Source organism: Bariatricus sp. HCP28S3_D3 (assembly GCF_052065755.1).
Taxonomy (GTDB): domain Bacteria; phylum Bacillota; class Clostridia; order Lachnospirales; family Lachnospiraceae; genus Allocoprococcus.
In genome coordinates, this window is the sequence record NZ_JBQHTK010000010.1 from 20,147 (window position 1) to 42,564 (window position 22,418).

20 protein-coding genes and 1 riboswitch are annotated in these 22,418 nt (G+C 42.5%); of the genes, 7 read left to right on the forward strand and 13 right to left on the reverse strand.

Annotation, left to right across the window (positions count from 1 at the left end):
* Window positions 1-29: 29 nt before the first annotated feature.
* Window positions 30-1,061, reverse strand: a complete 1,032-nt coding sequence (locus ACTNB3_RS08565) for an aldose epimerase family protein (RefSeq protein ID WP_427806194.1) — start codon at window positions 1,059-1,061, stop codon at window positions 30-32.
* A gap of 300 nt (window positions 1,062-1,361) precedes the next feature.
* Here ACTNB3_RS08565 and ACTNB3_RS08570 point away from each other — a divergent pair, with 300 nt between their 5' ends.
* Together ACTNB3_RS08570 and ACTNB3_RS08575 are read left to right on the forward strand one after the other, a co-directional pair.
* Window positions 1,362-3,194 (forward strand): NAD(P)-binding protein, encoded by a 1,833-nt coding sequence (locus ACTNB3_RS08570; RefSeq protein ID WP_441025089.1) that lies wholly within the window; start codon window positions 1,362-1,364, stop codon window positions 3,192-3,194.
* Window positions 3,188-4,930, forward strand: a complete 1,743-nt coding sequence (locus ACTNB3_RS08575) for a [FeFe] hydrogenase, group A (RefSeq protein ID WP_441025090.1) — start codon at window positions 3,188-3,190, stop codon at window positions 4,928-4,930. The genes ACTNB3_RS08570 and ACTNB3_RS08575 overlap by 7 nt, the downstream gene beginning before the upstream one ends.
* A gap of 64 nt (window positions 4,931-4,994) precedes the next feature.
* On the opposite strand, the gene ACTNB3_RS08580 is transcribed toward ACTNB3_RS08575, so the two are convergent.
* Complete coding sequence (locus ACTNB3_RS08580) at window positions 4,995-5,684, reverse strand: LrgB family protein (RefSeq protein ID WP_441025091.1); 690 nt, start codon at window positions 5,682-5,684, stop codon at window positions 4,995-4,997.
* Window positions 5,685-5,686: 2 nt separating this feature from the next.
* Window positions 5,687-6,052, reverse strand: a complete 366-nt coding sequence (locus ACTNB3_RS08585; protein ID WP_441025093.1) for a CidA/LrgA family protein — start codon at window positions 6,050-6,052, stop codon at window positions 5,687-5,689.
* 167 nt (window positions 6,053-6,219) lie between these two features.
* Here ACTNB3_RS08585 and ACTNB3_RS08590 point away from each other — a divergent pair, with 167 nt between their 5' ends.
* The 3 genes from ACTNB3_RS08590 to ACTNB3_RS08600 all read left to right on the forward strand — a co-directional run bounded on the left by ACTNB3_RS08590 (window position 6,220) and on the right by ACTNB3_RS08600 (window position 8,729).
* Complete coding sequence (locus ACTNB3_RS08590) at window positions 6,220-7,137, forward strand: diacylglycerol/lipid kinase family protein (protein ID WP_427820011.1); 918 nt, start codon at window positions 6,220-6,222, stop codon at window positions 7,135-7,137.
* Between the two features lie 24 nt (window positions 7,138-7,161).
* Entirely contained in the window at window positions 7,162-7,980 is an 819-nt protein-coding gene (locus ACTNB3_RS08595) for a glycerophosphodiester phosphodiesterase family protein (RefSeq protein WP_427806064.1), read from the forward strand.
* A 98-nt stretch (window positions 7,981-8,078) separates the two neighbouring features.
* Window positions 8,079-8,729, forward strand: coding sequence for a phosphatase PAP2 family protein (locus tag ACTNB3_RS08600; RefSeq protein WP_441025125.1), 651 nt, complete (start codon window positions 8,079-8,081; stop codon window positions 8,727-8,729).
* A 57-nt stretch (window positions 8,730-8,786) separates the two neighbouring features.
* On the opposite strand, the gene mutY is transcribed toward ACTNB3_RS08600, so the two are convergent.
* The 6 genes from mutY to pdxA form a co-directional block, all read right to left on the reverse strand.
* Window positions 8,787-10,553, reverse strand: a complete 1,767-nt coding sequence (gene mutY / locus ACTNB3_RS08605) for an A/G-specific adenine glycosylase (protein WP_441017573.1) — start codon at window positions 10,551-10,553, stop codon at window positions 8,787-8,789.
* Window positions 10,543-11,325, reverse strand: a complete 783-nt coding sequence (locus tag ACTNB3_RS08610; RefSeq protein WP_427806067.1) for a DeoR/GlpR family DNA-binding transcription regulator — start codon at window positions 11,323-11,325, stop codon at window positions 10,543-10,545. Before ACTNB3_RS08610 ends, mutY begins: the two co-directional genes overlap by 11 nt.
* Window positions 11,326-11,349: 24 nt before the next feature.
* The gene (locus ACTNB3_RS08615; RefSeq protein ID WP_441025095.1) at window positions 11,350-11,853 is read right to left on the reverse strand and encodes a YcxB family protein; all 504 of its coding nucleotides are present in this window, start codon (window positions 11,851-11,853) and stop codon (window positions 11,350-11,352) included.
* 196 nt (window positions 11,854-12,049) lie between these two features.
* On the reverse strand, window positions 12,050-13,075 hold the full coding sequence (locus ACTNB3_RS08620) for a 2-keto-3-deoxygluconate permease (RefSeq protein ID WP_441025096.1): 1,026 nt from the start codon (window positions 13,073-13,075) through the stop codon (window positions 12,050-12,052).
* Between the two features lie 63 nt (window positions 13,076-13,138).
* Entirely contained in the window at window positions 13,139-14,485 is a 1,347-nt protein-coding gene (locus ACTNB3_RS08625) for a four-carbon acid sugar kinase family protein (protein ID WP_441025097.1), read from the reverse strand.
* A gap of 27 nt (window positions 14,486-14,512) precedes the next feature.
* Window positions 14,513-15,532: a 4-hydroxythreonine-4-phosphate dehydrogenase PdxA gene (gene pdxA, locus ACTNB3_RS08630; RefSeq protein WP_427820016.1), complete on the reverse strand. Its 1,020-nt coding sequence runs from the start codon at window positions 15,530-15,532 to the stop codon at window positions 14,513-14,515.
* Between the two features lie 317 nt (window positions 15,533-15,849).
* On the opposite strand from pdxA, the gene ACTNB3_RS08635 reads away from it, so the two are divergent.
* Window positions 15,850-16,632: a triose-phosphate isomerase gene (locus ACTNB3_RS08635; RefSeq protein WP_427820017.1), complete on the forward strand. Its 783-nt coding sequence runs from the start codon at window positions 15,850-15,852 to the stop codon at window positions 16,630-16,632.
* Between the two features lie 30 nt (window positions 16,633-16,662).
* On the opposite strand, the gene ACTNB3_RS08640 is transcribed toward ACTNB3_RS08635, so the two are convergent.
* From ACTNB3_RS08640 to ACTNB3_RS08650, 3 genes are all read right to left on the reverse strand, one after another.
* Window positions 16,663-17,784 (reverse strand): diguanylate cyclase, encoded by a 1,122-nt coding sequence (locus ACTNB3_RS08640; protein WP_441025100.1) that lies wholly within the window; start codon window positions 17,782-17,784, stop codon window positions 16,663-16,665.
* Between the two features lie 73 nt (window positions 17,785-17,857).
* Complete coding sequence (locus ACTNB3_RS08645) at window positions 17,858-18,793, reverse strand: carbohydrate kinase family protein (RefSeq protein ID WP_441025101.1); 936 nt, start codon at window positions 18,791-18,793, stop codon at window positions 17,858-17,860.
* 30 nt (window positions 18,794-18,823) lie between these two features.
* The gene (locus tag ACTNB3_RS08650) at window positions 18,824-19,462 is read right to left on the reverse strand and encodes a 4'-phosphopantetheinyl transferase family protein (RefSeq protein WP_427820020.1); all 639 of its coding nucleotides are present in this window, start codon (window positions 19,460-19,462) and stop codon (window positions 18,824-18,826) included.
* A 155-nt stretch (window positions 19,463-19,617) separates the two neighbouring features.
* A riboswitch (NiCo riboswitch) is annotated at window positions 19,618-19,702 on the forward strand.
* 158 nt (window positions 19,703-19,860) lie between these two features.
* On the opposite strand from ACTNB3_RS08650, the gene ACTNB3_RS08655 reads away from it, so the two are divergent.
* Window positions 19,861-20,778, forward strand: a complete 918-nt coding sequence (locus tag ACTNB3_RS08655) for a cation diffusion facilitator family transporter (protein ID WP_441025103.1) — start codon at window positions 19,861-19,863, stop codon at window positions 20,776-20,778.
* 428 nt (window positions 20,779-21,206) lie between these two features.
* Here the strand turns inward: ACTNB3_RS08655 and tuf are convergent, their stop codons facing one another.
* Window positions 21,207-22,400 carry an elongation factor Tu gene (tuf, locus tag ACTNB3_RS08660; protein WP_427806075.1) on the reverse strand — a complete coding sequence of 398 codons (1,194 nt, stop codon included), beginning with the start codon at window positions 22,398-22,400 and terminating at the stop codon, window positions 21,207-21,209.
* Window positions 22,401-22,418: the final 18 nt, after the last annotated feature.

Here is a 22,418-nt window from a genome sequence, read left to right on the forward strand (position 1 = left end):
AAGCCAATATATAGATTATATCTATAGCGCTACACAAATTTGTACATTGTGGTTGTCTTGTAGGTATCTCCTTTTCTGCAGATCGGTCCCGGGAAATTCTCTTTGTGGATTGCATCCGGGAAATACTGAGTCTCAAAGCATGCCGCCTGCCGTTTATGATAGCTCGCACCGCCTTTGCCCTTTTCATCAATAATAAAGTTACCGGTATAAAGCTGCATTCCCGGTAAATCCGTATAGACTTCCATCGTAATACCGCTTTCATCCGAATGCATTTCTGCTACTTTGGCGAATTTACCATCATTGTTCAGAACCCAGTTGTGATCGTATCCCATACCATAATTTAACGCTTCATAATCATCATAGATATCCCGTCCAAGTTTTTTCTTTGTACGGAAATCCATCGGTGTCCCCTCAACAGGAACAATTTCTCCGGTCGGAATGGATTCCTTGTCTGCGCGGGTAAATGCATCCGCATCGATCCATACTTCCTGTTCCATCACATCTCCCGATGCATGTCCATCCATGTTAAAATAGCTGTGATTCGTCATATTGATCACGGTATCCTCATCCGATACACCATAATAAGAAATCTTTACGGCATTATCCTCTGTCAGTGTGTATGTTACTTCTATATGCAGATTTCCGGGGTATCCCTGATCTCCGTCCGGACTTTCCAGAACAAAGGTAACATGATCCTCTTCAGCTTCTTTAACATCCCAGACTCTGTTATGATAAAAATCCGGTCCACTGTGCAGATTATTATCATTATCATTCTTCACAAGTTCATAGATCTTCCCATTAATCTCAATAGAAGCTCCGCCGATCCGGTTCGCACTTCTTCCCACGGTTGCCCCCAGGAAAAGTCCGCCTGCTTCATATTCCGCTGCTTCATCATAGCCGAGAACCACATCACAGAGATTTCCCTCTTTGTCCGGCACGATAACCTGAGTAAGCGCAGCTCCATAGTCTGTTACGGAAATCTCCATGTTATTACAATTCGTCAAAGTATAAAGCTTCGTCTCATCACCATTCACGGTTGCCCCAAAATCTGTTATTTTCATCATTCCATCCGCCCTTTCTTCAAATCCCCTACGCCGAGGTTATTTTTATTTTTAGAATACCATATTTCAGCAAAAAAAGATATGATTTAAAATCAAAGAATCCACCACATTGTTATATTTTTATCCATCCTGACTATATTTTAACTTAGCTTGCTAAATTGTTTTAATTTTAGTACAATGTATTTATAGAATGTTCAGTTTTATGACGTCTGCTTATAAATTAAATCGATAGAAAAGGCCAAGCAGATGCCATAGGCTTATGCCCCCAACATCATTTTATATTTAAAGGAGAAAAGAACTATGAGTAGACTTGAAATTTCTGCTCCGGATCGTGCCCAGCTTGTCATTGAAGGGCTTTACAAAGATCTGGAACGCAGAATCGAATCCAGTCCTCCGGGACTTTGTCCGGTGGACATGACACGTGCATTTCTTGAGATGTGTCATACACACACCTGTGGAAAATGTGTTCCGTGTCGAATCGGTCTGTGGCAGCTGAAGAACCTGCTGACAGATGTTATGAACGGCGATGCAACGATGGATACGCTTGATCTTATGGAAGAGCTCGCAGTATCAATCATGGAAGGTGCTGACTGTGCGATTGGCTATGAAGCAGCACATATGGTTTACAAGAGCCTGATCGGCTGCCGTGAAGATTACGAAGAACATGTGCATCAGGGGAGATGTACATGCCATTACTCACAGCCGGTTCCGTGTGTATCTCTTTGCCCGGCTCATGTTGATATTCCTGGATATATCGCTCTGGTTGGAGAAGGACGCTATGCAGATGCGATCCGCCTGATTCGTAAGGACAATCCGTTCCCGACTACCTGTGGATTTATCTGTGAACATCCATGCGAGGCACGCTGCCGTCGTAATATTGTGGATGATGCTGTCAATATCCGTGGTCTTAAGAGAATGGCTGCTGACTATGCCGGAAAGGTACCGCCTCCGAAGTGCGGACCGTCAACCGGCAAACGTGTTGCTATCGTAGGCGGAGGTCCGGGCGGCTTAAGTGCGGCTTATTATCTGCAGCTTATGGGTCACCAGACAACCGTGTTCGAGATGCTTCCGAAGCTCGGCGGTATGCTCCGCTATGGCATTCCGAACTATCGTCTTCCGAAAGATCGTCTTGATGATGATATCAATGCAATTCTCGAGACCGGTGTGGAAGTAATCTACGGCAAAAGAATCGGTGAAGATATGACCATTCAGAGCCTTCGCGAAGAGTATGATGCCGTACTTATCACGATCGGTGCAAGTACCGATAAGAAGCTTGGTATCGAAGGTGAACATGCTGAAGGTGTTCTTTCCGCAGTTCAGTTCCTTCGTGATGTCGGAAAAGAACAGAATCCGGATCTTACCGGACAGGAAGTTGCTGTCATCGGAGGCGGAAACGTTTCTATGGATGCTGTACGTACTGCAAAACGTCTCGGTGCCAAGAAAGTGAGCATCGTTTATCGTCGCCGTGTTGCAGATATGACTGCTCTTCCGGCTGAGATTGAGGGTGCTGTTGCAGAAGGAATCGAAGTTCAGACCCTGATGGCTCCGTCACGCATCGCAACCGATGAGAACGGACATGTAACAGGTATTTATGTAACTCCTCAGATGATCAGTAAGATCAAGGACGGCCGTGCAAGTGTACGCCCGACCGGAGAGCCGGATATATTTATTCCGTGCCAAACTCTGATCGTAGCAATCGGACAGGATATTGAATACCAGCATTTCGAAGAAGCAGGTGTTCCTGTACAGCGCGGTAAGATCAGCACGCAGAAATACGGCGGATTTGATAATATCCCAGGCGTATTTGCCGGTGGTGACTGTGCATCAGGTCCTGCATCTGTAATCAAAGCAATTGCTGCTGCCAAAGTAGTAGCTGCAAATATTGACGAATATCTCGGATACCATCACGTAATCAGCTGTGATGTTGAGATTCCGGAAGCTCGTCTCGACGACCGCCCGCCGTGCGGAAGAGTCAACATGACCGAACGTGAAGCTTGCGAACGTGTCTGTGACTTCAACGGTGTAGAAAACTGTATGACCGAAGCAGAAGCAAAACAGGAAGCCAGCAGATGTCTGCGCTGCGACCACTTCGGCTACGGCAGCTTCAAAGGAGGCCGGGAAAAATTATGGTAAACATTACAATTGATAATAAACAACTTTCAGTACCTGAGGGTACAACGATTATGGAGGCCGCAGCAAGTGCCGGCATTCCGATTCCGAAGCTCTGCTATTTAAAGGGAATTAATGAAATCGCAGCATGCCGTGTCTGTCTTGTTGAACTGGAAGGCATGGAGAAGCTGATCACTTCTTGTAACAATGTTGTAAAAGAAGGTATGGTGCTTTACACCAACAGCCCGAAGGTTCGTGCGGCCAGACGCAAGAATGTCCAACTCATTCTTTCTCAGCATGACAGCAAGTGTGCAACCTGTGTTCGAAGCGGAAACTGTGCTCTTCAGCAGCTTGCCAATGATTTAAATATTATTGATATTCCATTCAAACAGCGTTTGGAAGAATTCCCGTGGGACAAAGACTTCCCACTAATCCGGGATTCTAAGAAATGTATCAAATGTATGCGCTGTATTCAGGTATGCGATAAGATTCAGGATTTACATATCTGGGATGTAACCAGTACCGGTTCAAGAACCACAATCAATGTTACCGGAAACCGCAAGATTTCCGAAGTATCCTGCTCATTATGCGGTCAGTGTATTACACATTGCCCGGTTGGTGCTCTTCGTGAACGAGATGACACGGAGAAAGTATGGAACGCTATTGCAGATAAGAAGAAAGTAGTCGTTGCCCAGGTTGCTCCTGCCGTTCGTGCAGCATGGGGCGAAGCACTCGGCCTTCCAATCGAAGAGGCTACTGTCGGAAAGATTATGGATTCTCTCAAGAGACTCGGTGTTGATTACGTATTTGACACCACCTTCTCTGCCGACCTTACTATCATGGAAGAAGGAAATGAGTTCCTTGAAAGATTTACAAAGGGTGAACTGAAGCTCCGACCGATGTTCACATCCTGCTGCCCGGGCTGGATCCGTTTCATCAAATCCCAGTATCCGCATCTGGTTCCACAGTTGTCTACCGCGAAATCACCGCAGCAGATGTTCGGCGCTGTTATGAAGACTTACTTTGCTCAGTCTATCGGAGTTGCTCCGGAAGATATTTTCACGGTTTCTATTATGCCTTGCGTGGCAAAGAAAGGTGAAAGCAATATGGAACTCTTCTACAAAGAATATGCCGGACACGACACCGATGTTGTTCTTACCACCCGCGAGCTGACACGTATGATCCGTTCTGCTCACATTGATCCGAAAACTCTGGTTGATCGTGAATGTGATCCGCTTATGAAAGAAGGTTCCGGTGCAGGTGTCATCTTCGGTGCAACCGGCGGTGTAATGGAAGCAGCTCTTCGTTCCGCTCACTATCTGGTAACAGGACGCAATCCGGATCCGGATGCTTTCAAAGCTGTAAGAAGCCCTGCTTTCGGTACCGGTGTTATTGAAGCAGAAGTAAAACTTGGAGACGCAACCGTTCGCGCTGCTGTTGTCAGCGGACTTGGCAATACCAGAAAGCTGATTGAAGCGATTGAACACGGGGAAGTACATTATGACTTTGTAGAAGTCATGGCATGTCCTGGCGGATGTGTAGGCGGCGGTGGCCAGCCGATCCACGACGGCGAAGAACTTGCACATGAGCGTGGAAAGAATCTGTACTTCCTGGATGAGCATTCCAAGATCCGTTTCTCACACGAGAACCCGGATGTTCTGAAGCTCTATGAAGATTATATGGAAAAACCATGTTCTCATAAAGCTCATATGCTTCTCCATACAGACCATAATGCATGGGAGATGCCGCGCGGGAATTAATCTGAGATTATAATTACTAAATACAATGCCCTCCGTTTTAACGGAGGGCATTCTTATAACATCATTATAAAAACTGCGCAAAAACCGACGCAGCAATCACAGTTAAAATCCCTGATACAACTATAGAAAGACTACTCATAGCCCCTTCTACATCTCCCATCTCCATAGCTTTCGCCGTTCCAATCGCATGAGAAGCAGTACCTATACCTATTCCTTTCGCAACAGGATCCGTTATTTTAAATAATTTACAAACAGTGTCTGCACATATATTACCCACAACACCTGTAATAATTATGATTGCAACCGTAATGGATGCATATCCTCCCAATTCTTCCGAAACTCCCATTCCAATGGCTGTCGTTATAGATTTTGGCAGAAAAGTAACGTACTCTTCATGACTAAATTCAAATAAAAATGCCATTATTAATATGATTCCAAGACTTGTAAGAACTCCTGCAAAAATCCCCCCCAAAATTGCTTTCCAGTTTTTCTTCAAAAGCTCCATCTGCTCATACAATGGTACGGCAAGACAAATTGTTGCCGGTGTCAACAGATAGCTCAGATATTTTGCTCCTTCATAGTAAGTCGAATAATCAATTCGGAACACAATCAATACCACAACAGACAAAATGATTGAGATTAATAAGGGATTAAAAATTGGCAGTTTTAGTTTTGCTTTCATGAGGTTTCCTATTCCATATGTTATCAAGCTTAACAATACCCCAAAAAAAACCGAATTTTCAAAAAATCCCATTTTTACCTTTCCCCTTTCTTTCGTAAATCCCGATGTATTACAGCCTGTGTTGCTCTTCCCGCTACAACCATAACTCCAATCGTTGAAATAACCGTAACAGTAATATACTGCATCCAGGCAGGTTTAATGATATTCCATGATTCCACCAGTCCAACAGCAGCAGGAATAAACATAAGCGGCATGATTTCTATCATAAATCGACTTATTTCTTCCACCTTATCAAGCGGAATCAATTTCACTTCAAGACATAAAAATAAGAGAATAATACCATAAATACTGGCTGGAATTGGCAATGGTATCAAATAATTCAATAGTTCACCTGCAAATGAAAAAATCAAAATAATTCCGAATTGTTTTATATATTTCATAAAATCCCCTCCTATTCAATAAATACCACTTCATCGTATCACATTGTTTTTGTTGATGCAAGAACACATTTTATACACAATTCCATTTTGATCTTTCCCTTTACACAACAAATCAATAAAGATATAATAAAAGCAACAATTCCTTAATGAAACGAGGTGCTAATTATATGTTACATTTCATCGTAAATCCGTGTGCCCGTTCCGGTCTTGGAAAAATCGTATGGGAAAAGATCGAGCAGAAACTTGCGGACGAACAAGTGGCTTATCAAATGTATTTTACACAATACAAATGTCATGCCACTAAAATTGCCCAAGAGATCACATCCGATGGACACCAACATACTCTGGTTGTGCTTGGTGGTGACGGAAGCATAAACGAAGTAATAAACGGTATCTGTTATCTTGACAAAACCACTTTAGGCTATATTCCACTTGGCTCAGGCAATGATTTCGCACGAGGTCTTCAGATTCCATCTGATCCCGAAAAAGCATTGGAAATCATTCTGCATTCTCCCCATAAGCGCACTCTTAACCTCGGCGTTCTGAACTTTCATTATCAGTCACACCGCTTTGCCGTAAGTTCAGGTATCGGTTATGATGCCGCCATCTGTCATCAAATAAACAGATCTCGTATCAAGCGTATTCTGAACAGAATCAATCTGGGTCAACTTGGTTATGTCGCACTTTCAGTAGGAACGTTATTTCGATGGCACCCCATTAAAATGAAACTACTAATAGATGGAACCAAAACATTGCATTTTCAAAAGGTTTATTTTGCTGCTGCTATGAACCTCCCTTTTGAAGGAGGCGGCTGTAAATTTTGTCCGACTGCAAAACCTGATGATAATTTTTTGGATCTTATTGTTATCGCAGATGTTCCGAAAGTTGCTGCACTTACAATTCTTCCTACGGTTTTTTCAGGTAAACACACTCACATGAAAGGTGTACATATTTATCGTTTTAAACATGCGAATGTAAAAGTCGATGTTCCTTTAGTACTTCATTCAGACGGTGAACCCTTTCCTGCAGAATCGGAATTAGAATGGATGCTCGAATCAGACTCATTACAAATACTTGTACCATAACCAGTTTTATAAGGAGATTTCTAAATGTTACAAATATTAATTGTTCTCTCTTTATTATTAACGTTTTATCTTATTATGATTATGCCGAATTTTTTACGCCGAAAAGAAATGAAACCTTTTCTTCAGCGTGATTATGCACATAGAGGCCTGCACAGTGCAGATAAGCTCATTCCGGAAAATTCCATGGCTGCTTTCCGCGAAGCATTAAATAACAATCTTGCCATTGAACTGGATATCCATCTGACACGCGATAATCAAATTGTTGTTTTCCACGATGAAACATTAGATCGGATTTGTCATGTTCCCGGCACAATAGAAAATTCCTCTTATGAAGAGTTACGATCTCTTCGATTACAAGGGACTTCAGAGCATATTCCTCTTTTTTCAGATGTTTTGAATTACGTAAACGGCCGTGTTCCTCTTCTGATTGAACTAAAGCTTCCTTCAACAGATACTCGTCTTTGTAATTATACGCTGAAACTACTTAGAACTTACAACGGACCTGTTTTAATTCAGTCTTTTAATAGCCTTGGAGTACGCTGGTTTTTTAAAAATGCACCTGATATCCTTCGCGGACAGCTTTCATCCTCACTTACAAAAACTAATCCAGAAAGCCCTTATTTGGCACGTTTTTTCGTGCAGCATTTACTGACAAACATGTTCTGTCATCCAGATTTTATTTCCTACAAAATGACAGACACCTCAAATCTTGGTGTATGGTTAAATCAACACCTTTATCGCATTCCAATTGCCGTCTGGACATTGCGTAATCCCAAAACTTATAACCAGGCTCAGCAGAAATATGATATGTACATTTTCGAAGGATTTTCTAAAAAAATATGAAGGTTTTATGAAGAATATTGTAGATGAAAACGAATAATGTTATAATGACCGAAGATTAAAGAAAGGAGGAGTTTCCAGTGAAACGTCTTACAATAAATATAAAAGAATTATTTGATAAGTACCATCATGCCTGGGTTTTTTTATATGGTTTCATCTATATGCCCTGGTTTTCATGGCTTGAGAAACATGTAACCTCCAATTATTTTGTGATTCACTCTGTTTTCGATGATTATATTCCTTTTATTGAAATATTCATTATTCCTTATTTGTTGTGGTTTGTATATGTTTCCGGTACTGTACTTTACTTCTTTTTTACAGATAAGCAGGGTTTTTACAGAATCTGTACCCTTCTTATAACTGGGATGACTTTATTTTTAATAATTTGTACCATTTTTCCAAACGGACTCAATTTACGCCCTTCCACTTTTGCACGGGATAACATTTTTGTTGATCTGGTTCGATTCATTTATAGATCAGACACATCAACGAATGTATTGCCAAGTCTTCATGTTTATAATTCCATCGGCTGCTATATCGCAATCCGTAACAGCCAGAAGCTGCGTCAATACAAGTGGGTACAGAATGGTTCTCTGGTGTTAACAGTTTCCATCGTTCTTTCCACTATGTTCCTAAAGCAACATTCAGTAGTCGATGTAATTGCCGCAATTGTAATGATTTATTTCATTTACCAATTTGTTTATATCCCAGAACAGGTAAAAGCGCCTGCGTTGGCACAGCCTACTATATAGTGCATATAATAAAAGAGCTTTGAGCAACAGATTTACATGTTGATCAAAGCTCTTCTTCTATAATTCGACTCCATATTTCTTCTGTCCAAGCTGGATATTCATATAGGAAGTGTAGGCCTCAAACGCTGCCGGCATGGAGTATTTCTCCTGCACTTCCTTCGGATTCAAAAAGATCATCGACTCTGTACAGTTTTTTTCCAATTCATCAACCTGAATGTGATACCCGGTCATTCTCCATTCTACGTGACTGAAAATATGCTTTGCATCCGCAAGTTTCTGCACATGAACCGGCATCAATCCGATTTTCTTACTGTAGGCAATCACCTCATCCATCGAAAGCCTTCCTTCGACATTCGGGAATTCATACATCCCCGCAAGCAATCCGTTCTTCGGACGTTTCCGGATTGCCACTGTCTCCAGATCCTGAAAAATCAGGATTGTTCTTTCTTCGATTCTTCGCTCCTTCGCCTTTTTCCTGACTGGGAGCCGATCCTGGCATCCTTCTTTATAAGCCAGGCACAAAGACGCAAGCGGACAGATATCACATCTGGGTTCTCCGTTCGGTCCGCAGATTGTTGCTCCAAGCTCAATCAATCCTTGATTGAAGTCAGACGCCGCATCCGCCGGAATCACCTGTTCCAGCATTTGCTCCATGTTTTTTCGAACAGATGCCTTCATAATATCTTCTTCACTCGCCATCATTCTGGATACAACCCGCAGAACATTTCCGTCAACAGCAGCTTTGGGTATACCAAATGCAAATGATGCAATCGCACCTGCCGTGTAATTGCCTATTCCGGGCAGATCACGTATCTGATCATATTCGGACGGAAAAATCCCCTGATATTCCGACATAATCACTTTGGCCGCTTTCTGCATATTTCTCACACGATTATAATATCCAAGCCCCTCCCACATCTTAAGGAGCTGATCCTCATCAGCCTGGGCCAATTCCTTTACCGTCGGAAACGCCTTCAAAAACCGTTCAAAATATGGTTTTACAGCCTCCACCCGTGTCTGTTGCAACATGATCTCCGAAACCCAGACACGATATGCACTGACATTCTGACGCCAGGGAAGTTCTCTGTGATTTTCACGATACCACGAGACCAGTGGCACCGTCATCTCATACAATTCCGGATTCTCCAATACCACCGGAACCTCTTCGGCAATTTCGATCGAATCGTATCCAACCCGGCAGTCATATGCAAGGATCTGAACCCCGGCATTTTTTGCCCGCGCCAGCGCATCCGCAAAAGCCGGATGCGTATCCCTGTTTGGTGTGAAATAACGGACATTTCTCATTTGTATCACAAAAAAGACATATGCCTCGTATCCTTCCTGAACAGCGTGTATCAGTTCCTCTACATGCTTCACCGCCCGTTCGCTTGGCGCGTCAGGAAACCGCACGACACCATCTTCTTCCAGCGTCACGCCTTTCACTTCGACAAATGCCTTTTTATTATCATATTCTACATATAAATCAAATCGGGAATTCCCGTAGGTCGTCTCCGGACGAACCATTCTGACATTTTCAAATAAATGTCCCTGTTCGATCCACTCCTGAACCACACGGTTCGGAATCTGTGAATCCACATTCACCATTTTCCCGTCTTTCACAACTCCAATCAGATCCCAACGTGTTTTACGTTGCGGATTATCCGATTCCTGAACAAAGACTTCGCTGCCTTTGCAGAACAGCTCCGCGCATCGCCCAGTGTTTTTGACATGCACGATTTCTTCACACCCGTTTATCTCCACATGAGCAATAAAGCGGTTCGGCCGCGCAAGAAATCTTCCCTTTATTATTCTGTTATATTTCATATTTCGTACTCGCAACAACCAGCGGAATCTGCTCTCTTTCCGCTTTTCGGACATATTCTTTTCCAATTTGCGCATCAGTAATAATCTTATACACCTGCTTCACCGGACAGATCACCGATACATATCCCCCTCCGAACTTACTGCTGTCAGCAAGTACATACACCTGGGAAGCCGCCTTCAAGATCGCCCGTTTCACCTGCATCTGAGGAGTCGCGATGGAGGTAAGACCTACATCAAAATTGATACTGTGGACTCCTATAAATCCTTTGTCCACATGGAACTGTTCCATATTCTGTAAAGCTGACTCTCCCATTGTTGCTGCCAGATGACCACCCACATGACCACCAATCAGATATAACTCCACATGACGCACCCCGGCCAGCTCGTTGCCCACCAAAAGAGAATTCGTCACAACAGCAATCCTTTTCTCAGGATGCTCTTTAATATATAAAGCAAGATAAAAACTGCTGGATGTATCATCGATAATAATGGTATCTCTATCCTCGATATACGCATATGCACAGGCAGCGATCTGGCGTTTCTTTTCCGTGTTCCGATAAATACTCTCCGCAGAATATTTTCTCTGCACTTTCTCATCCAGTCTGATTGCTCCTCCATGGGTCCTTTTCAGAAGACCTTCCTTATCCATACTCTTAATATCATTCCGTATTGTTACTTCAGAGCATTCAAGCTTCTTACTCAAATCAGCAACTTTCACCTTACCATACTCATTCAGTTCCTGTAAAATGGCATTCCGCCTTTCCTGCATCATTTTGAAAATCCACCTCTATATCTTCTATCTAAGCCGCACACATCCCGGACGCACATGCTGCGTTACCATCGTCATAATTGGCACGAATCGGTCTTTGAAATCCTCTTTTGGAACGATCAAAGCCTGATTCTCATCATAATAAAACCCAATCGTTTTGGGCGCTGCAACTACCCTGACAGTCTTCTCCCAAGGATAATTCCGAACCTTCCCTTTCCATTCAACCGTAATTCCTTCTTCATCAAAGGTAAACTCATTTGGTTCACGATACTGCTCAATCTCCTGCACCTGCTTTTTAGCCCGGAATCTCAGGAGCAGAGTTGTATATGCGATAAAAATCGCCGCCGCCACAAAATAAAACAGCACGTTCAAGCCCTTTGCTTTCCCCATGATCCACATGATAATACCCATGAACGCGATCGCCGCTCCCAATACATTCGTCAGAAAACCGGCAAATTTAGAATACGTATGGTAAAGTGTAAAATCAAACAAATACTTGTCCGTCATTTTGACTGTTATTTTTTCTTTCATTTTCGTCCCCCCATATACCGGAAACTTTCATACCGTCCGGCAAAAATTATATTCCGTTCAAAAAGATCTGGCAGATCTTTTTGTCGTATGCATGGCAACGTCAGAAAGTCCTCTTGTATTGTAACACACAAGAGGACTTTTTTACCACCATTATAACAAATATTTTCGTTTTCTATTCTGTAAATTTCATTTCAAACTATTCAGCTTTCACTACCTTCTCGTGTGCCCAGCCTTCCGGTGAGTAGATACCAAGCTGTTTCTTCTGCATCATTTTATCAAAGAATGCGGTAATAAACGGTGCAAGGAACAGTGTAATGATAGACGCGGTTGCGCACTGTGCTGTAGCCATATCTACATATCCTGCCATGGATGGGTCAGCTTCTGCAACGGCTGCCGGAGTCATCGCAGAGTTCAGAGCGGTTGTACCAACTGCTGCGCCCATAGCATTTCTTTCCTTCTTCGGAAGAAGAAGATTGAATACGAAGAAGAAAATAACAGCTGTTGCAGCAGAGATAAGACCAAGTACGATACCGGAAGCTCCTGCTGTGAGGATCGTCTTAACATTCGTCTTAGCTCCAATTGAAATTGTCATAAAGAATGTAACGATCGGCTGTGCGGTTGCGCATGCTTTTCTGAATCCGGCATCAAGGTTACCCCAGATAAATCCGATCAGAATCGGAATCAATGTTGCAACCAGAGACTTGAACGGAATAGATGCAAGTCCTGTTGCTCCCAGAGCTACCAGTGTGAAGAACGGTCCATCGTTCAGAGACAGGATTGAGATAGCACCTGTATCTGTCGCATTACCAAACTGTGAAGACAGTGAGATATAAAGGGAACCATTTGAGTTTGTGATCGCTGCGATCATAACGAATGGAGTAATACCAAGGAATCCTGTAGGTCCGCAGATTTTACCTACTGCCAGACCGAGAAGTACACCAAGCACAAATTTGATACCTGTCAGTACAACACCTTTGTAAAGCGGCATACCTACCTGTTTAATGTTAATTGTTGAACCACATACAATAAGGAAGAATCCCATCATACATGCATTACCTTCATAGAACAACGCTGTTACATATCCACCGATCTGGAATACCTGTGGTACAAATGTTGCAAGCAGTACAGCGATTACCAGTGGAATGATAACCAGCCCGCCCGGAAGGTTTTTCATTTTGTTTAACAAATCAAGATCTTTAGGTTTGTTTGTGTTTTCGCTCATTTTCTCTCTTCTCCTCTACATTTTTATTTTCTATTTGCTATAACCGTGATTTTTTCAATCTATCTATTTTCTTGCCGTTTCGCGGAAAAGTCGTGTTACAATATCGCATGCAGTATTATCGTTTCCGGTAAGTCCGCCCTTTCCAACTACCGGCAGACCGCTATACGCACTTCCGATCAGTCTTCCGATATCTGTCTGCGGAATTACATAATCCAGCACCTCCAGACATTCTACACCAAGCTGATAACATACATTTACCATGGTATCTCCACCTGTTGTGTAAAGTCCCGCAATCTTTTCCTTTCCAGTATTTTCCAATACGCGGGAAATGATTCTTCCAAGGCCTGCATTGATACGATTTGCACTCATGCCTCCTGCATAATGACGTTTGGAATCCTCTTCGTCCAGATTCAGGAGTTCTCCATGAAGAGCTGTCTCAAACAGGATGGCGCGCGGTCTTGTTTCTGCACTCAGAAGTTCCGTCGCCTTTGCAACCGCTTTCTCTACTTCCGCTACGGCTTCCTCTCCGCCTTCAATCAGCGGAATCGGTTCTACGCTGATCCGGACATGTCTTTCGTCCTGACAAAGAATTTCCATCTGTTTCTTCGTTACCGGTGTCGCGCTTCCTGCGGCAATCAGTACTGTCTTGCCTGCTTCATCTGCCTCCGGCGGAATATTGGCTTCTTCCATGCCAATCAGGCTTCTGTGATATGCCAGTTTGGAAGTAAACGGCCCCGGATCCACGCTCACAACATCCCAGCAAAGAGAAATGCATGCCTGAGCAATATTCTCAACATCTTCCAGTGTGATTGCGTCTACTACGATTACTTCACATCCATTTTCGCGTTCTGCTTTTAACGCTTCTTTGATTGCTTCGTCACCTGCAAGTACTTTATCCAATGTGACAAGTCCGACCTTACGTCTTGTCTGACCGCCAAGCAGTCTTGGTATGTAATTTTCTTTTACCGGTGTACGCACATCCTGTGCTACCGGAGTATTGATGAGCGCTACTCCGTCAATTACGGAATAACCGCCTACCAGGATTCGTCTTGATTGTGGCATAGCCGGCACAACGATTGCAACGGTATCCTGATCCAGCTGATCCAGCATTGCATCAATTTCAACTCCGATTCCACCGCGGCATGTTGTGTCAATACGCTTCTGGAAATATTTCACGCCCATGCTTTTCAGAGCGATCGTTGCTTCTTTTACTTTGTCATATGCCTCATTCGCCGGAAGTGGCCGACTGTTGCTGCTGATAATAATTGCGTCCAGCTCATCAACGCCTTCCGCTTTTGTGGCAGCTTCTACATTGAAAAATACTGCCGTTCTTGCTTTACTTCTTGCCAGCAATACCCCTGTTGTGGTTGCGCCGGTAAGGTCATCTGCTACTGAACCAATAATTGGCATGGCTGAAATCCTCCCTTTTCGTTCTATTTATGCTTCCTTCTCATGCTGCTTTGCCGCATACTCAGCAACAACTTTGGTTGACTCGATCAGGCTGATGCTGTTGGCAATTCCTTTTCCTGCGATGTCAAATGCTGTTCCGTGGTCTACAGAGCTTCTGATAAACGGAAGTCCGAATGTTAAGGTAACTGATTTTTCGAAATCAAGTGTCTTACATGCAATGTGTCCCTGATCATGATAGAGTGAAAGGATCGCATCATATTTTCCAGATTTGCCGATGTGGAAAACAGAGTCCGCCGGGCATGGACCTACTGCATTGATTCCCATCTCCTGAGCTGCTTTTACGGCCGGTCCGAGATCTGTGATTTCTTCCGTTCCGAAAAGTCCGTTATCACCATTGTGCGGATTCAGTCCTGCAACTGCGATCAGCGGATTCTCAATTCCTACTTTACGGAGCTCTTTATCAATATTGATAACATTCTCGAGAACCACTTCTTTTGTTGCATAGTGACATGCATCTACAAGTGACATATGACGGCTTACAAAGAATACTCTCAGTTTATGGCACGAGAACATGGTAAGTGCATATGGAGAATTTGTCTGATGCTGATAAATCTCTGTGTGTCCCGGTTCTTTAATGCCAACAAGTTTGATTGCTCCCTTATGAATCGGAGATGTAGAAACAGCATCTACTTTCTTTGCCATACCGAGTTCGATTGACTTCATAATCCAGTCGATTGCCATCTGTCCTGCCAGAGCCTGAACCTCGCCCCATTTGATGGAATCTGTATCATAATCTCCGGTCTCGAGTACGTCTACCGTTCCGTACTCGTATTTTGCTTCAGACGGATCTTCGATCTTGTTGTACTTTAATTCCTTTCCAAGTACTTTTGCCGCGCGATCCAGAATGGCAATGCTTCCGATTACGAATGGCTTGCAGCATTCATGAATTCCTTCGTCAAGCATAGTTCCTACTACAATTTCCGGTCCGATTCCTGCCGGATCTCCCATGGTAATAGCTGTTACTGGTTTGAATTTCGCTTCGCTCATTTTTCGTTCTCCTTTTCGTTTATTTTCGTTTAAACTTCCGTTTGCCTTTCGTTTGTAATTTCATTTTATATTATTATTTTTATTTACGCAAGTATTTTTTGTTATTTCGTTACGTTATCCATTTTTTCGCCCTTGGTTTTATGCATTATTCCCAAAAATTCACCCCTGTTTTTTCGTTTATTTTCGTTTTTTTGTTTTTTATTTGTCATTTGTTTTTTCTATTGTTTTTTCATCGCTTTCGTAGTATAATTTTCATGTCAGTATTGGATACAATCTTACAGATAAACACATCTATATTCAATTTAAAGGAGGATATCATGCAAAAGAAACTTTATTTTGGAAGCAACCTGAAAATGTATAAGAATATTCAGGACACTGTAGCATATTTACAGAGGCTGGTAGAAAACACAAAAGACATCAGCCGTGACGAGATTGAATTATTTATCATCCCGTCCTACACAACACTGGAAAGCGCAACCAGCAAAGTCGATCGTAAATATGTAAAACTCGGTGCACAGAATATGAGCTGGGAAGACCAGGGACAATTTACCGGTGAGATCTCTCCTCTTATGTTGAAAGAGCTTGGCCTGGATCTGGTAATGATTGGCCATTCTGAAAGACGCCATGTTTTCGGAGAAACAGACGTAGAAGAGAACAAAAAAGTAAAAGCCGCCCTGAATCATGGTTTCACCACACTGTTATGCATCGGTGAAACTGCAGAAGAAAAAAAATTCGGCATCAGCGCAGAAGTGCTCCGCACACAACTTAAAATCGGATTCCATGATGTTCCGGCCAAACAAGCAAATAATATTTGGGTTGCTTATGAACCAGTATGGTCCATCGGCGTAAACGGGACGCCGGCGAGCGCAGATTATGCGGAAGAAATGCACAAAGTCATCAAGAACTGTCTGCGGGAGATTTTCGGCGAAGCAGCTGATGAGATTCCGGTTCTTTACGGCGGGAGCGTAAATCCGGGAAATGCAAACGAACTGATTGTACAGCCTTCCATTGACGGACTTTTCACAGGACGTGCAGCCTGGGATGCTGATAAGTTCAACATGCTTATCCGGAATGCAAAGGCCACTTATGAGGCGCAATAAAGGAAAAAATATCGGGTGCAGCCCCAAAAGCTACACCCGTATATATTTTGCTTTATTCTTGATTGCGGCTACAATCATCGCAATATAATTATCGCCTTCAAGATGTCCATATTTATCATTCACATATTTCAGTCCATCAATATCGATATAGCACAACGTAAGCTGTTCCCTCTTCAAAAGAGCCCGCTCCATATACTCTTCAAAATACCGCCTATTATAAAGTCCTGTCCCTGGATCACGATAAGCCTTATCTTCCAAGATCATACCTTTTCTGCGACTTTCGGTAATATCAGTAATAATATGTACGTATACCTCTTTTTCCTTCCATTCAATAGCATAGGTTGTTATTTGATAGATTCGTCCTTCACTGTCTTCTTTTTCCCAAACAGTATATTTATCCGAATCATTTCTTGATATTTTTTTCTCTGTATCTTTCCACTTCAATATTTCATCATGAATTGTCAGTCGTTGTTCACAACCACAGCAGGTACTACATTTTCCTTCCGCGAACTCACCGTCTCCGTTCTTAGACTTATTACAATATACGATCTCTCCCGAATGTGCATCAACCACCATAATACATTCCTGATGAGAATGTGTCAGTTCAATCAGAAGTCGATTATAATTTTCAGCCATTTCCGCTTTTTTCATAAGCAGATTTTCTCTTTCCCGAAGCTGTTCTATCATTGTATTAAAGGCTTCCGAAAATTCCCCAAGATAAGAAGCATGCTGGGAATAATCTCCCGCAGCCACTTGTTTCGCCTGCCATGTAAGATGATTCATATTTGCATCTTCCGAAACAGTCAGCATAATTGTTCCATCATCACTGTTTACACCTTCTACACGAAGTACACCTATTTTCATAGTCTCCATCTGTGTCTGCAGATCTCCAAGGAAACGTTCCAAAGGCAAATCGCAATTCAGATAATTCTTCGCAAAAAATGTACCGGCCTGATAACCCGCTTTCCGGAAAATCTTGATCTGCGTTTCCTTTCCATACTCCTCAATAAGCGTGCTTCTAAGAGAATACTCCAGCATACGGTAAACAGCTACAGGAAGGTTATCCCCCAGATTCTCCCTTCCATCCTTCTTATATGCCATATACTCTTCAAATGTAATTTCTTTTTGATTCTCCATAAAAATATTCTTCATCTTTTCAATGCTCCTCTTAATATATTCTACTATACATAAGAGGTTATTGAAAACATTATGTTGCTTAATGTATCTAAATACACCAATTAACTGCACCGGTCACCTGAACCGCATTGGCTCCGCACTGATTGGCGAATTCAGCACATTTCTCAATTTCCCATTGTTCCGACAATCCATAGAGAAATCCCGCCGTAAAGCTGTCACCGGCTCCAGTCGTGTCGATGCATTTCACGTCCCGCACTGCTTCAATATGTTTTTTCCTCTCTCTGGTTCTGATGTAGCATCCTCTCGATCCACATTTGATAATAACGCAGCCGACTCCCGCTTCTATAAAACGTTCAGCAGACAGTTCCGCAGAGTTCTCTCCCGTAAGGAGACGCGCTTCTTCTTCATTGGGAATCAGATAGTCCACATAACCAAGCGCATCCGCTACATCCTCCAGACTTTCTCCAAATTTTCTTTTCGTCATATCTGCACACACCAGAATCCCCTGCTCTTTTGCCGTCCTGAAAATATACTCTAATTCACGATTCCCGATCTCAGGAAATACAAAAATACTGGCAAAACATAGAATTCCGATATCATCGGGAAATGGAATATCCAGATCTTCCACTGTAAGCTTCCGAAGGCTCCCATTCTTATTCGTGAGGAAATTCCGTTCTCCATTTTCCTGCACAAGCACGACATTTACTCCTGTTTTTACATTTTCATACTTATTCTTCGTCTGTAAAGCAATTCCCATATCTGTACAATGCCTTCTGATCATTCCGGCCTCTGCATCTTCCCCGATCAGGGTCTGCAAACTCACTTTCTTACCGAGAGACGCTAGAACAGTCGCTTCATTTAGTGCATCTCCTCCAAAGGATATGCTGATATCTTCTGCAGCACTCGATCCCGTTTCAAATACATGTCTGTCTGCAGGTCTGACCATCACATCAAGAATCGATGTTCCGATAATCATGATTTTATCTCTTTCTTTTTCCACCTTTTTTTCATCATTTTCTTCCATTGTTTTACCCTTTCCTTCAATTCAATCTTTTCAAAGGAGAGCAACCCGCATGATTTGCTCCGCGAATTCTTCTTCCATTGCACATACGGTAATCTGATATCCGGAATATTTATATTCTTTCATCAGACAAGGCTGCATATTTCCTTCTCTGGAAATCTTCAAGATATCCGGAAATACCCGGAAACTGTTCAATGCTGTCCGAAGTCCTTCGCCAGTCATTTTCAAATAACTTTCTTTCATCGTCCAGATTCGAAAGAATTCCCGATTTTTGTCTTCATTCGCAAAACTCTCGATCCAGTCGATTTCATCTTCGCAGAAAAACCGCTCTGCAACCCGCTTCGGTGCACTTCCGATCTTCTCGATATCACATCCTACATTATCCTTTGAGGCAGCGCATATCACAACATTTCCAGAATGCGACAGATTAAAGCAGATTCCTTCTGCCTCCGGTTTCCCGTCATCATTTGTATGCACCGTTTTCAAATCCACTCCATGTATTTCGAGCACCTTTCTTAAAAGGAGCCCGGCAGCCAGGCATTCTCTCCTCGCCTTTTCATTTCTGAGTTTTAGGTACTTTCTTCTGCGTTCCTCCGTCAAAAGTTTCAGCGCACCTTCTATATCATTTATCTTCTCCAGATCCTCTATGTCTGCCAAATACAAATGTATCATCGTTCTTACTATACTCCCGTGATTATTAAATGCTTAATACAATTGATTGTATTATAAAAAATTTAGCAGTTCAAGTATATACACGTTTTTTGCTTGACAATTCTCCTATATTTTGCTATATTATCTTCAATACTCTTTGCACTGCATATTAATCTACAGTACAAACTGAGCAGGCCGTGGCATATGCCAAGGGAGCCGGGTCACATAAGTGGCAGTGGATAACGCATCCGCGGGACAGTAGTTGCTTTTACTGGGTTCGTGGGTGTTTTTTTATTACATGGTCATATTTTTTCTATGACATCTCATTTTCTCCCCACTTCATATACGAAGAAACACCCTTTCGACAATCAAGCAAGTGACATAGAGCTATCATACTTTATTAACAGGAGGTAACTTTTATGGGAACAAACAACACAAATCTTTCCGAGCCGTCTTCTTCTGATTATTTCGAAGCAGTCGCGACAAAGGTAACTATGGTAAGTATTATCGGCAATTTTATCCTCTCGGCTTTTAAGCTTCTGGCAGGTATCCTCGCACATTCCGGCGCGATGGTCAGCGATGCAATTCACTCGGCTTCCGATGTGTTCAGCAGCATTATCGTAATTATAGGAGTGAAATTATCCGCCAGAGATTCCGACAAAGAACATCCTTATGGTCATGAGCGCTTCGAATGCGTCGCTGCCATTATACTGTCCGTGGTGCTTCTATTCACCGGACTCGCAATAGGAGCAGAGGCTCTTCAGAATATTATGGGTGGAAATTATGAATCTCTCGCCATCCCCGGACAGCTTGCACTTATAGCTGCTTTGATCTCCATCGTCACGAAGGAAGCCATGTACTGGTATACTCGAATCAATGCCAAACGAATCGATTCCAGTGCACTAATGGCCGACGCCTGGCATCACAGAAGCGACGCACTCTCTTCCATAGGTGCTTTGATCGGTATTGCAGGGGCCCGCATGGGATTTCCTATTCTTGATCCGATTGCGAGCCTGATCATCTGTTTCTTTATTGCGAAAGCATCTTTGGATATTTTCAAGGATGCAATAGATAAAATGGTAGATCATTCTTGTGATATTGATACAGAAAATGCCATTAGACGCCTCGCAGAATCTCAAACCGGTGTAATGGGTATTGATTTCCTTCAGACCCGCGTATTTGGCAATAAGATCTATGTTGATATTGAAATCAGTGCTGACGGAAACCTCTCACTGAATGAGGCACATGAGATTGCTGAGAAAGCACATGATGCTATTGAAAATGAATTTCCGAAGGTAAAGCATATTATGGTGCATGTGAATCCTTATCAGGGATAAAAGAGATATATTTTTTGTATGTATAATACGTTAAAGGGGAAGATATATATCTTCTCTTTTTTAACGGCCCGCTTTTGATGTATTGGAAAACTTATCTCCGGCATGCTTTTGGTATATTAGAAAACTTATTTCTGGCATGCTTTCTACACAGAATAATATCTTATATCAAATCAAATATTCTTTAATTAATGTATCAATTAAGCCAATATTAATTGGCAATGCCTTTGTTTCAACTGTCCCTTCTGCAAATGCTTTTTTCTCATACGTCACTTGTTCCCATCTTTTTACATATTCTTCTGAAGATATATAGTAAGGGTTGATAAGAGATTTTTTAATTTTGATACATAAGATATGTTTTTGATACCAAAATCCCGGGAAACTTTAGTTTCCCGGGATTTATATTTTGCAATAATGTTAATTCAAAGAAATTATTCGATGATTTCTTTAACTACACCAGAACCTACTGTACGTCCGCCTTCACGGATAGCGAAACGAAGTCCCTGCTCCATAGCTACTGGATGGATCAGTTCACATGTCATTTCTACGTGGTCACCAGGCATACACATTTCTGTTCCTTCTGGAAGTTCGCAGACACCAGTTACGTCTGTTGTTCTGAAGTAGAACTGTGGACGATAGTTGTTGAAGAATGGAGTATGACGTCCACCTTCATCTTTTGTTAATACGTAAACCTGAGAAGTAAATTTGTGGTGGCATTTTACTGAACCTGGTTTACACAGACACTGTCCTCTTTCGATTTCGTTTCTCTGAACACCACGAAGAAGTGCACCGATGTTGTCACCAGCCTGAGCTTCATCAAGAAGTTTACGGAACATTTCAACACCTGTTACAACTACTTTACGGTTTTCTTCTTTGATACCAACGATTTCTACTTCATCAGAAACATGAAGAACACCACGTTCTACTCTACCAGTAGCAACTGTTCCACGTCCTGTGATAGAGAATACGTCTTCTACAGGCATAAGGAATGGTTTGTCTGTTGCACGTTCTGGATCCGGAATGTATGAATCTACTGCATCCATAAGTTCCATGATCTTGTCTCCCCATTCTCCTGACGGATCTTCAAGAGCTTTCAGAGCTGATCCCTGGATAATCGGAGTGTCATCTCCCGGGAATTCGTATTCATCAAGAAGTTCACGAATTTCCATTTCTACTAATTCAAGAAGTTCTTCATCATCTACCATATCACATTTGTTCATGAATACAACGATGTAAGGAACGCCTACCTGACGAGAAAGCAGGATGTGCTCTCTTGTCTGAGCCATAACACCATCAGTAGCAGCTACAACGAGGATAGCACCATCCATCTGAGCAGCACCAGTGATCATGTTCTTAACGTAGTCAGCATGTCCCGGGCAGTCTACGTGAGCGTAGTGACGTTTTTCTGTCTCATACTCAACGTGAGCTGTAGAGATTGTGATACCACGTTCTCTTTCTTCCGGAGCTTTGTCAATGTTTTCGAAATCTACTGCAGCGTTACCAGGTACTCTCTGAGAAAGAGTTTTTGTGATAGCAGCTGTTAAAGTTGTTTTACCATGGTCAACGTGTCCGATGGTACCGATATTACAATGCGGTTTTGTTCTTTCAAATTTAGCCTTTGCCATTTTGAATATCCTCCTTAA